At 38.5% G+C, this 12,392-nt stretch carries 9 protein-coding genes; 7 read left to right on the forward strand and 2 right to left on the reverse strand.

What is annotated here, in order from left to right; translation table 11 throughout:
• Positions 1–80: 80 nt before the first annotated feature.
• On the forward strand, positions 81–686 hold the full coding sequence (locus tag U0R11_RS09075) for a T9SS type A sorting domain-containing protein (RefSeq protein WP_406751385.1): 606 nt from the start codon (positions 81–83) through the stop codon (positions 684–686).
• A 74-nt stretch (positions 687–760) separates the two neighbouring features.
• On the opposite strand, the gene htpG is transcribed toward U0R11_RS09075, so the two are convergent.
• Positions 761–2,578, reverse strand: a complete 1,818-nt coding sequence (gene htpG / locus U0R11_RS09080; RefSeq protein ID WP_406751578.1) for a molecular chaperone HtpG — start codon at positions 2,576–2,578, stop codon at positions 761–763.
• A 94-nt stretch (positions 2,579–2,672) separates the two neighbouring features.
• Between htpG and U0R11_RS09085 the strand changes: the two genes are divergently transcribed.
• The 5 genes from U0R11_RS09085 to lpdA all read left to right on the forward strand — a co-directional run bounded on the left by U0R11_RS09085 (position 2,673) and on the right by lpdA (position 10,561).
• Positions 2,673–3,617, forward strand: a complete 945-nt coding sequence (locus tag U0R11_RS09085) for a DUF3667 domain-containing protein (RefSeq protein ID WP_406751386.1) — start codon at positions 2,673–2,675, stop codon at positions 3,615–3,617.
• A 9-nt stretch (positions 3,618–3,626) separates the two neighbouring features.
• The gene (locus U0R11_RS09090; protein WP_406751387.1) at positions 3,627–4,562 is read left to right on the forward strand and encodes a type IX secretion system membrane protein PorP/SprF; all 936 of its coding nucleotides are present in this window, start codon (positions 3,627–3,629) and stop codon (positions 4,560–4,562) included.
• Positions 4,563–4,807: 245 nt separating this feature from the next.
• The gene (locus U0R11_RS09095; protein WP_406751388.1) at positions 4,808–7,537 is read left to right on the forward strand and encodes a 2-oxoglutarate dehydrogenase E1 component; all 2,730 of its coding nucleotides are present in this window, start codon (positions 4,808–4,810) and stop codon (positions 7,535–7,537) included.
• A 22-nt stretch (positions 7,538–7,559) separates the two neighbouring features.
• On the forward strand, positions 7,560–9,107 hold the full coding sequence (odhB, locus tag U0R11_RS09100) for a 2-oxoglutarate dehydrogenase complex dihydrolipoyllysine-residue succinyltransferase (protein WP_406751389.1): 1,548 nt from the start codon (positions 7,560–7,562) through the stop codon (positions 9,105–9,107).
• Positions 9,108–9,154: 47 nt separating this feature from the next.
• Positions 9,155–10,561 carry a dihydrolipoyl dehydrogenase gene (lpdA, locus tag U0R11_RS09105; protein ID WP_406751390.1) on the forward strand — a complete coding sequence of 469 codons (1,407 nt, stop codon included), beginning with the start codon at positions 9,155–9,157 and terminating at the stop codon, positions 10,559–10,561.
• A gap of 1 nt (position 10,562) precedes the next feature.
• Here the strand turns inward: lpdA and mscL are convergent, their stop codons facing one another.
• Positions 10,563–10,916, reverse strand: a complete 354-nt coding sequence (mscL, locus tag U0R11_RS09110; protein WP_406751391.1) for a large conductance mechanosensitive channel protein MscL — start codon at positions 10,914–10,916, stop codon at positions 10,563–10,565.
• A 223-nt stretch (positions 10,917–11,139) separates the two neighbouring features.
• Here mscL and U0R11_RS09115 point away from each other — a divergent pair, with 223 nt between their 5' ends.
• The gene (locus U0R11_RS09115) at positions 11,140–12,300 is read left to right on the forward strand and encodes a sialidase family protein (RefSeq protein ID WP_406751392.1); all 1,161 of its coding nucleotides are present in this window, start codon (positions 11,140–11,142) and stop codon (positions 12,298–12,300) included.
• Positions 12,301–12,392: the final 92 nt, after the last annotated feature.

The raw sequence follows: 12,392 nt of genomic DNA on the forward strand, positions 1-12,392 counted from the left end.
ATTCAAAATGTACCATTTGACCTATTTCCATTTTTCTAACACAATAACTGTCTTATTTTTGTTTCACCTTTGTTGAAATAATGAACCGTTTTTTACCTGTATTGATTTCTTGTGTACTTTTTTTACTCTTCGTAGAGAGTTCATGGAATGTTAGTGCTCAAGGTGAAAGTAAATCTCGCTCGCGTTTAGAAATGAAATCAAAGCCAAATCCAGTTAGATTACCTATTTTATTAGCTAAGAGAAGTTTCAAGATTAATCCCCAGTTACAAACCAATTTAAATATTCAGGAGAATACATACATCAGTCAGTTTTTGAAAAATACGTATGCGCAGGCTAGCACAACCAAATCTGCTGAACCGATTGGTATGGAGCGTAAAGTATATGAAGAGACAGGGACCAATGATAACTATTTGTTCCAGTCGGACCGCCTTGTAGTTTCCAATTTATACCCCAATCCGGCCAGTGATTATGCCGACATTGATTTTCAAATGCTTACATCTAACCAAGAGGTGAAAATTGTGATGTACAACATTTTAGGTCAAGAAATCAAGGAGTTGATTTTAGATAAAGATCAACGAAATGCGCGTATTTCCTTACGCGACTTCAATAGTGGGATGTATATGTATCAACTAATGATTGATGGTCGATCCATTGTTACCAAGAAGTTGATTGTCAGAAAGCAATAAATTCAATTTGAAATTCGTTCGTTTAAACAACGTCGGCAAGGTTTCAAACCTTGACGACGTTGTTCTCTGCATGATTAAAATCCACTCACCGTTCTCTTAATGAAAGCTGTTAAATCAGCTCCTGTAAGTAGATTTTGAGATAATAAGGCTAAATCAGCAATTTGCTTCGCTAAATTTTTCTTTTCATCTTCAGAAGGTAAATCAATCAATTTATTGATCAGTGGGTGGTTGGCATTGATGGTGATTTGATAGGTCATTGGCATATTACCAAACATCCCCATTCCTCCGCCACCTGTTTTTGACATATCACTCATACGGCGCATGAACTCATTTTGCGTTACGATAGCAGGTAATTCCTCGGGCGACATGGCTTCAACAACTACTTGTTTTTGCTTGTCATTTAACGTTTCTTCGAAAATAGCTTTCACAGCGTTCTTTTGATCATCCGTCAAAATAGCCTCTAGTTGAATCCCTGTATCGATTAATTTATCAATGGAATCCGCATCTACGCGTTTCCATTGTGTCTTTTCTATTTTTGACTCCATTTGATTGATAAAGTGAGCATCAATCATCGAATCCATTTTTAATACAGAGTAACCTTTTTGTATGGCAGATTGAATAAAGGCATCTTGTTGCTGTACATCTGTCGTATATAAATAGACTTTTTGTCCATCTTTATCCGTTTGTAATGCTTGAACTTCCTCCGCATATTCATCCAAAGTAAAGAGCTTGTTGGCAGTAGTTTCTACCAAACAAAAATCTTTTGCCTTCTCAAAGAATTTTTCATCTGAAATCATGCCATACTTGATAAATAGACCAATATTGGTAAATTTATCTTCGAATCCTGGACGGTCAGATTTGAACAATTCTTGTAATTTATCCGCCACTTTTTTGGTGATGTAGCTATTGATTTTCTTGACATTGGAATCTGCTTGTAAGAAACTACGAGATACGTTCAATGGAATATCGGGTGAATCAATAACCCCGTGCAATAGCATTAAAAATTCCGGGACGATGTCTTTGACTTCGTCGGTAATGAAAACCTGGCGACTGTACAACTGGATTTTTTCTCGTTGTAATTGAAATTCGTTTTTTACTTTTGGGAAGTACAGAATTCCCGTCAAATTAAATGGATAATCTACATTTAAGTGAATCCAAAACAAGGGTTTCTCTTGGAATGGATATAATTCCTCATAAAATGTAAGGTAGTCTTCGTCTGTTAATTCTGAAGGCGATTTAGTCCAAAGGGGAGAAGGATTGTTGATGATTTTATCTTGAAATTCAATCGGGATTGGCAAGAATTTACCATATTTCTCCAAGATGCTTTTTAAACGGAATTCATCTAAAAATTCTTCCGAATCTTCTGCAATGTGCATGATGATGTCGGTACCTCTTTCTGCTTTTTCCGTTGAATTGATGGTATATTCAGTTGATCCATCGCAAATCCATTGAGCAGCTTCTGCGCCCTCTTGGAAAGATTTTGAGATGATTTCTACTTCTGAGGCAACCATAAATGCAGAATAGAAACCTAATCCGAAATGGCCAATAATGCCTTTGTCATCCCCTTTGTCTTTATATTTCTCGACAAATTCAGTGGCCCCAGAGAAGGCAATTTGATTGATGTATTTTTTTATTTCCTCAGCCGTCATACCAATACCATTATCAGAAATAGTGATGGTTTTGGCTTCTTTGTCAAAACTTACTTTGACTTTCAATTCTCCTAATTCGCCATTGAATTCACCAATGGAGCTTAATCTCTTAATTTTCTGACTGGCATCTACGGCATTGGAGACTAATTCACGAAGAAAAATTTCGTGGTCCGAATAAAGGAATTTTTTGATGATCGGAAAAATGTTCTCGGTGTGAATGGAGATATTACCTGATTCTTTCATAATGTTCATGAGGAGTGATTAAAAATCTTTAATTTGTTGCAGAAATAACAATTTCAAGTCCAATTTTAGTTGAGGTGTCATATTGTCAGGAATTATGTCGAATATAAACTTACGAAGTGAAACAGATTGTCTCAATTGTGGAAATGAGGTGATGGAACGTTACTGTTCACATTGTGGACAAGAAAATAGAGAACCCTATGAATCCTTTTGGTCATTGCTGGTTCATTTCATCGAAGATATCACCCATTTTGATGGAGCCTTTTTTCGGACCTGCAAGACATTGTTTTTTTCACCTGGGGCATTAACTCAGGCATATTTGGCAGGGAAAAGAAATAGCTTTCTTCATCCTATACGTTTTTACTTATTTACTTCTGCCTTTTTCTTCTTGACATTGTTTTATGTTTTTCAACCATTACAGTTTAAACTGAACAAAGATCTAAAAGCCATAGAAGTTGCTTCATTTCAGGTGAAAGTGGATAAACGTGATGCCTATTTGAATTCAAACGAAATTCAATCGTACAAAAAAACTCAAATGGCTAAGCCTGAATCCGAGCGAGATTCTCCTTTGTTTCAAAACATCATTGTTCATTTTTTTGAGCTCCAAAAAAAGTATCCAGAAAGCAAGCAATTTTATGAAGCATTATATGATGGGGGCACCCATAAAATGTCGCAGGTCTTGTTTTTGACAATTCCTATTTTAGCTTTGATTTTACAATTAGTATTCATTCGAAGGAAGCATTTTTACTTCATGCACCATGGAATATTTGTATTACATGTAGCCACTAGTTGGTTTATTGTATTGTTTATAAGAAACGTATTAGATATAGTACAATTATCGTTATCATGGGAATTCGTTGATGTAATAAAAAGTTTCTTGATGCTTGCATGGATTTATTTTTATTATCGAGGCTTTAAAAACTTTTATCAATTGAAAGCAGTTAAATCTGTCGGATTGTTTTTGACTTCTTTCATTGCTCAATTGATATTAGTTTTAATCGTTTTTGTGTCTTTGGTTTTATTCTCATTTTTTAGTTTATAAATGATTCTTATGCGTCATCTTTTGCTTGGATTAATGTGTTTGGGTACTATATCTCTTTGGGCACAGCAAGAATCATTACGAATGGTCTACCCTTTTATTCCTTTGTCCATTAATCCTGCGGAAGCAGGTGGCAAAGGAGTAGCTTCTGTGACTGGTATATTTAGAAGAAAGCCCTTATTTCAGCAAACAGGTGGAGCTTCTTCTTCCCAACAGTACTTCAGTTTTGATATGCCGATTCAACAAGAGAAATGGGGAATTGGTTTTTTGGCATATAATACGGATCAATCCTATGGTCCATTAGGAGGGGGCATAGCGGCAAATTTGGGATTTGCAGGACTGTTGGCTAAGCGATTTGTCATAGGAAAAGGGCAGGGGCTACAATTGGGACTTAATTTAGGGTTGAATCAATATCCTGTTTTAGGAAGGAATGGTACTTCCGAATTTGGAGGGAGTATCGGTTTTGGTATATCTTATCAATACGATAAATTAGAATTGGGGCTGAGTCGACCAACCCAAAGTTTAAGGACTTTGGAATGGACAAACCCAAATCCAATCTATGCTAAAGTGGCTTACCAGTTAGTTCCAGGGCAAGGGAATTTATTGAAATTAGGAGCCTTGATGCGACTTCAATATTCGGAAACACGGTTTGATTTGAATGCGGTATTTTGGTGGCAAGAAAAATTTGGTATTGGTATTTGGTGGCAAAACACAGGTTCTGAATTTTCGAATGAGGCTCTCTTAGGAAGTTTGGAGGTACCTTTAGGAAGAAATTTTCGAGTAGGTTATGCCTATGATTTTTTAGGAAAAAACTCGGTGTATTTAAGTCCTGGAATGACCAATACGGGAACAAGTACAACTCAAACAGCGGTCTCCGCTTACCATCAGATTTTTATGCGTTATGAAATTGATTTAGGGAATGGGAAAATTGCGAATTTTAGACCCTAGGTATTCTGCTAAATAATTTGATTATCTATAGATATAATGATAAATTTTAAAGATTTTTTTAGGGGAATACCAAACAGTGCGAAATCCTTGGAAATTTGTGCTCCAAACGGGAAAAAACCCCAATTTTTTTGGGGATAATTATAATCCCCTTTGTAAATTGCGAAGATTTTTTAGACTAGAATAAATAAATTTTAACCAATCAATAACGTTTGAAACTTTTCTGGATTTAGGCCAGATTTTACATTATGGATTCATTTTCCTACGTTGCCAATGCTGATACACAAGTTATTTCTGACTTGTTTGATGCGTATAGAGTTGACCCCAATTCAGTAGACAGTTCTTGGAGAGATTTTTTCAAGGGATTTGAGTTTGCTCAAACTTGGCAAGGAGAAGGCACTTCGCCTTCAGGTGCCGTCTTGGACCAATCCCATATTCAGAAAGAAATGTCGGTCATCAGTTTGATCAAAGCATTCCGTTCAAGAGGACACCTACTATCCAAAACCAATCCTGTACGTGATCGTAAAGATCGTCAACCTCGCTTAGAGATCAAGGATTACTCCTTATCTGAGGCAGACTTGGATACCGTATTTCAAGCGGGAAGTTTTTTAGGTATTGGGCCGGCTTCTTTACGCAAGATTTGTGACGTATTAGAAAAAGTCTATGCTGGATCCATTGGTTTTGAGTATTCATATATTCGTGAGGTTCGCGTTAAAGAATGGTTAAGAAATAAAATTGAAAAGGAGGCATTATCTTTTACGCCTTCTATCGAAGAGAAAAAACAGATTTTGCAAAAGCTGAATGAAGCGGTTGTATTCGAAAATTTCTTAGGTACAAAATATTTAGGTCAGAAGCGTTTTGGTTTGGAAGGCGGGGAAAGCACGATAGCTGGTTTAGATGCCATTATCAATAAAGCAGCTGATTTTGGGGTGAAGCAAGCGATGATTGGAATGGCTCACCGTGGTCGTTTAAATGTGTTAGCGAACATCATGCACAAATCCTATGAAGCCATTTTTGATGGTTTTGAAGGTAATGTACCAGATCAGATTCATGGCGATGGTGATGTAAAATATCATTTAGGTTATTCAAGCCAGCATACCAGTCCTAATGGAAACGAGATTTCTTTGAAATTAGCACCCAACCCTTCTCACTTAGAGGCAGTTAATCCATTAGTTGAAGGGTTTTGTCGGGCTAGTGCCGATGCGCATTATGATGGAGATTACTCCCAAGTATTACCCATTTTAATTCATGGAGATGCTGCTTTAGCGGGTCAAGGTATAGTTTACGAAGTAACTCAAATGGCCAAATTGAAAGGTTATTCTACTGGAGGAACCATTCACTTTGTGATTAATAACCAGGTTGGTTTTACGACCGACTTTGAAGATGCTCGTTCAGCTATATATTGTACAGATGTAGCTAAAATCATTGATGCCCCTGTATTTCATGTGAATGGAGATGATCCTGAGGCAGTGGTATTTGTGTCAAGAATGGCAGCTGAGTTCCGTCAGGAGTTTGGTCGTGATGTCTTTGTGGACATGGTTTGCTACCGTAGAAATGGTCATAATGAGTCGGATGAGCCTCGTTTTACGCAACCTACTTTATATGCGAACATCACCAATCATCCAAATCCAAGAGAGATTTACACCCAAACTTTAATTAAGCGTGGTGATATAGACGCTAAATTGGCGAGTCAAATGGATTCTGAATTTAAAGCGGAATTACAGGCTCGTTTGGACATGGTAAAACAAAAAGTTAAACCTCCTTATGTTCCATTGAAATTGGATAATAAGTGGTCAAACTTACGGTTCTCTAAGGCAGAGGATTTTGCTTCTTCGCCGGACACAGCAATTAGTAAAGCTGCGATTGATATGGTAGCGAAGGCTATTACTTCATTACCAACAGGTTTTGTGGCATTGAAGCAAATTGAGAAAGTGATTTCAGACCGTAAAGGCTATTTTGAAAAAGGAGAATTGAATTGGGCTACTGCCGAACTATTAGCATATGGCTCTATTTTGGCTGAAGGAAAAATGGTTCGTTTGTCAGGGCAAGATGTACAAAGAGGTACTTTTTCTCACCGTCATGCTGTTTTGCATGATGCCAATACCAATAATAATTATTGTAATTTAGATCATATTAAAGAAGGACAAGAGAAGATGCAAATCTTTAACTCTTTGCTTTCAGAATACGGTGTTTTAGGGTTTGAGTTTGGTTATGCTTTAGCTAATCCAGATGCATTAGTGATCTGGGAAGCTCAATTTGGCGACTTTGCCAATGGTGCTCAAACCATGATTGATCAATTTGTGAGTTCTCATGAATCGAAGTGGGGAACACAAAATGGATTAGTGATGCTTTTGCCACATGGATACGAAGGTCAAGGCCCAGAACACTCCAATGCTCGTCCGGAACGTTTCTTGCAATTAGCTTCAGAGAACAATATGGTAGTCGCTAATTTGACTACTCCAGCTAATCTTTTCCATGCATTGCGCCGCCAAATGACTTGGGAATTCCGTAAGCCGTTGGTCGTCATGTCGCCAAAATCAATATTCCGTCATCCTAAGGTGGTTTCACCAATTGAAGCATTTACCAAAGGTAAATTCCAAGAAGTGATTGGTGATGCTTATGTTGAAAAAGCAAAAGTTAAAAAAGTGTTATTGTGCAGTGGAAAAGTGTATTTCGACTTATTAGAGAAACAAGAAAAAGATGTTCGTAAAGATGTAGCCATTATTCGTTTAGAACAATTGCATCCACTACCTACAGCTCAAATAGATAAGGAAATTGCCAAATACAAAAATGCCGATGTGTATTTTGTCCAAGAAGAGCCCGAAAATATGGGTTATTGGTCATACATTATTCGTGAATTTGGTTGGTCTAAATTCAAGGGATTGGTTGCACGTAAGAAGAGTGCATCTCCTGCAACAGGATTCTTAAAGGTGCATGCAGAAGAGCAAGCAGCCTTGGTTAATAAAGCATTTGAATAATTAAAATAAAAGCCGAACAACAATGGCCATAGAAATGAAAGTGCCCGCTGTGGGTGAATCGATTACGGAAGTTACCGTTGCTACTTGGAATAAGAAAGAGGGTGATGTGGTGAAGTTGGACGAAGTTCTTTGTGAATTGGAGTCAGATAAGGCAACTTTTGAATTGCCGGCAGAAGCAGAAGGTATTTTACATATCGTAGCAAAAGAGGGTGATGTTTTACCCATTGGAGCTGTAATTTGTACGATAGAGGTACTTGGTGCTCAAGCAACTACCGCCACTCCAGCACCAGCAGTCACCGTAGCTGAAAGTTCAGCACCCGCTCCAGTAGCGGTTGCACCAGAGGCACCTGTTGCTGTAAGTAAAGTATTGGAAGTAAAGGTTCCTCCAGTGGGAGAATCTATTTCTGAGGTGACAGTTTCTGTTTGGAATAAAAAATCGGGCGATACGGTTGCCTTAGATGAAGTTTTATGTGAATTAGAGTCGGATAAGGCTACGTTTGAATTACCAGCTGAATCAGCGGGTGTGTTACAAATTATAGCAGAATCAGGTGCTTTAGTACCTATTGGTGGTGTTTTGGCTACCATTACAGTCATTTCTGGTGCAAGCACAGTTGTTGCACCAGCAAGCTCAGTCGTTGCAACTGCAACGACCCTACCAGCAACTGAATCCTATGCAGCAGGACATCCATCTCCAGCAGCAGCTAAAATTTTAGATGAAAAGGGAATTGCAGCTTCGCAAGTAGCTGGAACGGGTGTTGGTGGAAGAATTACCAAAGATGATGCTCAAAATGCACAAGCAGCTGCAGTTGCTCCAGCAGCGCCTGCGCCATCAGCACCGGCAGTTGCAGCAGCTACCATTGCCTCAGATGCACGTGGCTCCCGTCGTGAAAAGATGAGTTCATTGCGCAAAACAGTCGCTCGTCGATTGGTCGCTGTGAAAAATGAAACAGCCATGTTGACTACCTTTAATGAGGTAGATATGAAGCCAGTGATGGATTTAAGATCTAAATACAAAGATAAGTTTAAAGAAAAGCATGGTGTCGGATTAGGCTTTATGTCATTCTTCACTAAGGCGGTTTGCGTAGCTTTGAAAGAGTTCCCTTCGGTGAATGCTAAGATTGATGGAGACGAAATGGTTTTCCATGATTTCTGTGATATTTCCATTGCTGTTTCTGCACCTAAAGGTTTAGTAGTACCCGTGATTCGCAACGCAGAGAATTTAAGTCTTGCTGGAATTGAATCAGAAGTGGTTCGTTTGGCTGTCAAGGCACGCGATAATAAATTGAGTTTGGAAGAAATGACAGGAGGAACTTTTACCATCACCAATGGTGGCGTATTTGGGTCTATGATGTCTACTCCTATTATCAATGCCCCTCAAGTAGCTATTTTGGGTATGCATAATATCGTGGAGCGCCCTGTAGTCGTGGATGGTCAAATTGTGATCAGACCGATGATGTACTTAGCTTTATCATACGATCACCGTATTATCGACGGTCGTGAGTCAGTAAGCTTCTTAGTACGTGTGAAGCAGTTGTTGGAAGATCCTGCTCGTTTATTATTAGATATTTAACAACGTGAATAGGCCTTAAGGGGCCTATTCCTTTTTTCCATTGCCTTATGTTAGAATTTGATGTTGTCGTTATTGGTTCAGGTCCTGGTGGTTATGTAGCAGCTATTCGTGCGGCACAATTAGGATTCAAAACTGCCATTATTGAAAAATACGCCGTTATGGGTGGAACCTGCTTAAATGTAGGTTGTATTCCTTCTAAAGCACTTTTAGATTCTTCGGAACATTATTACAATGCGATTCACCATTTTGAAGAACATGGAATAATAGGGGGAAAGCCCAAAGTAGATTTAGAAAAGATGATTGCTCGTAAGGCAGGTGTGGTGGAAAAAATGAATGGCGGGATATCCTTTTTAATGAAGAAAAACAAAGTGACTGTTTTTCATGGTTTGGGCTCATTCGAAAGCGCAAAAGTAGTGAAAGTCACTCAAGCAGATGGAAAAGAGGAATTACTAAGTGCAAAAAATATTATTGTAGCTACAGGCTCTAAGCCAACGAATTTACCATTCATTCCAATTGATAAAACACGAATCATAACTTCCACGGAAGCTTTGAAGATGAAGGAAATCCCTAAACATTTAATCGTAATAGGGGCAGGAGTGATTGGCGCTGAATTAGGTTCTGTATATGCACGTTTAGGTTCTAAAGTTAGTTTTGTTGAATATGCAGATGGCATGATTCCAACCATGGATAGAACCATGGGAAAGGAATTACAAAAATCAATTGCTAAGATGGGAGCTGATTTTTATCTCTCTCACCAAGTTACTGGTGCCGAAAACAAAGGTAAGGAAGTAGTCGTTAAAGCGAAAAATGCAGCTGGGGAAGAAGTAGAAATAAAAGGAGATTATTGTTTGGTATGTATTGGCCGTAAGCCATATACGGAAGGTTTGAACTTAGCAGCCGCAGGTTTACAAGCAGATGAGCGCGGAAGAATAGCCGTAGATGAACATACTTTACAAACTTCTGTTCCAGGAATATATGCCATTGGTGATATAATTCGTGGAGCTATGTTAGCTCATAAAGCAGAAGAAGAAGGGGTATTTGTTGCCGAAGTAATAGCAGGTCAAAAGCCACATATTAATTATAATTTAATTCCAGGCGTAGTTTATACATGGCCAGAAGTAGCTTCTGTTGGTAAAACTGAACAAGAGCTCAAGGCTGCGGGAATAGCTTATAAAGATGGGTCTTTTCCATTTAAAGCCTTAGGACGTGCCGTGGCTTCCATGGATGTAGACGGATTGGTGAAGGTTTTAGCAGATGCCAAAACAGATGAAATTTTAGGCGTTCATATCATTGGAGCTCGTGCAGCTGACATGATAGCCGAAGCGGTGGTAGCCATGGAATTCAGAGCGAGTGCGGAAGATGTGGCACGCATGTCACATGCCCATCCCACCTACACCGAAGCCATGAAAGAAGCTTGTTTAGCTGCTACCAGCAAAAGAGCTATTCACTCCTAATTTATTCGCTCGCTTTTTCTTCGGAAGATTTTAAGCGGTTGGTCATTTTAATCAGTAAAAACATCACAAATGCGACTAAAACAAAGTCGATAAAAATGGTGATGAAATTACCATATTGAATCGCATTTTCTGGAGAAAGAATTTTACCAGTTGCATCATATTGAGCTTCACTCAAGACATATTTCATGGCTTTGAAATCTACTCCTGTGGTAAGTTCTCCTACAATAGGCATGATGACGCCATCAATTAATGCGGTCGTGACTTTACCAAATGCAGCTCCCATTATAAAGGCTACCGAAATTTCGATTAGACTGCCTTTCATGGCAAATTCTTTGAACTCTTTGATCATACTCATAGTAATAAGGGTTTAATGGATTAAGGAATGGTATACAAAAGGGTAGAATTATTTCGTTGATAATGAAATGTGACAAAGTTAAAAAACTTGTCAAACACATAGTCTTACAAAATTCACCTCCAAGAACTTGATTTTTTTTTAAATTTCAATCAAAGACGGAGAATTGTTTCAAAACATATTCCTATTCAATAATTGAGTAAATTTGATTTTATCGTTCTTCGTCATGAAAACATACCTCATTTTTTCGTCTTTATTTTTATTTTCCTGTGGACTTTTAGCGCAAAAGTCGGAGAAAGTAAGCGTTTTTACAGCTGGTCAGGATTCCTATGCCAGTTTTCGTATTCCTGCTATTATTAAACTTCCTCATGGAGAATTATTGGCTTTTGCAGAAGGCAGAAAGAAGAATGCGGAAGATTTTGGTAATATAGATATCGTTTCCAAAATCAGTAAAGATGGTGGTAAAACCTGGTCTGCGATTCAGAAGGTGGTGGATGTAGATTCTTTGCAAGCTGGAAATCCAGCACCCGTGGTGGATTATTGGGATCCAGAATATCCACAAGGACGGATTTTCTTATTTTATAATACAGGTAACAATCACGAAAATTTAGTTCGACAAGGGAAAGGGCTTAGAGAGGTTTGGTACAAAACCTCCACCGATGACGGTAAGACTTGGTCAGTGCCTGTCAATATAACCCAATCAGTTCATCGTCCACCTCAGGAGCCATATAAGTTTACAGAAGATTGGCGCTCCTATGCCAATACACCTGGCCATGCCATGCAAATTAGTTCAGGAAGATACCGTGGTAGAATATATGTAGCAGCGAATCATTCTTCTGGTGCTCCCAAATCAGATTTTACTGATTATGTGTCACATGGTTTTTTTACGGATAATCATGGTCAAAGCTTTCAATTAAGTCAATCTTTGGGGCTGCTTGGAAGCAATGAAGCGACAGCCGCTGAGTTATCGGATAATCGATTGTTATTGAATGCTAGGAATCAAAAAGGAGATGTCAGGACACGTATTGCGGCTATAAGTTCAGATGGTGGAAGTACATGGGATAAAACGTATTATGAGACATCATTGCCAGATCCGGTTTGTGAAGGCTCCTTACTATCTATAGGATACAGACAAGGAAAAAGTGTATTAGCTTTTTCTAATGCCGCTGACCAAGAAAATCGGAATCATCTAACCTTGCGTATTAGCTTTGATGAAGGTTTAACTTGGCCAATCAGCCATGAAATAGATGGTACGAATGATCCTGTTAAGTATCCTGATTTTACAGCTTATTCTGATATAGTGAAATTGGATGAAGACCGAATAGGTGTTTTATATGAACGAAATGATTATACTGAAATCGTTTTTGTCAGTATCAAATGGGAGTAAAATTGCATTTTTTTGGCTAAGTCTAGCCAACGCTGTCAAGGTTTGGAACCTTGCCAGCGTTAGCTATTTAGCTCAAGAAATTTCATGGAAGG

The organism is Aquirufa salirivi, assembly GCF_045310485.1.
GTDB lineage: Bacteria > Bacteroidota > Bacteroidia > Cytophagales > Spirosomataceae > Aquirufa > Aquirufa salirivi.

What these genes read in the sequence shown, in the direction of transcription:
- lpdA (WP_406751390.1), top strand. Translation starts at nt 9,155, where the DNA reads ATGTTAGAATTTGATGTTGTCGTTATTGGTTCAGGTCCTGGTGGTTAT.
- U0R11_RS09075 (WP_406751385.1), top strand. Translation starts at nt 81, where the DNA reads ATGAACCGTTTTTTACCTGTATTGATTTCTTGTGTACTTTTTTTACTC.
- U0R11_RS09095 (WP_406751388.1), top strand. Translation starts at nt 4,808, where the DNA reads ATGGATTCATTTTCCTACGTTGCCAATGCTGATACACAAGTTATTTCT.
- U0R11_RS09090 (WP_406751387.1), top strand. Translation starts at nt 3,627, where the DNA reads ATGCGTCATCTTTTGCTTGGATTAATGTGTTTGGGTACTATATCTCTT.
- U0R11_RS09085 (WP_406751386.1), top strand. Translation starts at nt 2,673, where the DNA reads ATGTCGAATATAAACTTACGAAGTGAAACAGATTGTCTCAATTGTGGA.
- htpG (WP_406751578.1), bottom strand. Translation starts at nt 2,578, where the DNA reads ATGAAAGAATCAGGTAATATCTCCATTCACACCGAGAACATTTTTCCG.
- odhB (WP_406751389.1), top strand. Translation starts at nt 7,560, where the DNA reads ATGGCCATAGAAATGAAAGTGCCCGCTGTGGGTGAATCGATTACGGAA.
- U0R11_RS09115 (WP_406751392.1), top strand. Translation starts at nt 11,140, where the DNA reads ATGAAAACATACCTCATTTTTTCGTCTTTATTTTTATTTTCCTGTGGA.
- mscL (WP_406751391.1), bottom strand. Translation starts at nt 10,916, where the DNA reads ATGAGTATGATCAAAGAGTTCAAAGAATTTGCCATGAAAGGCAGTCTA.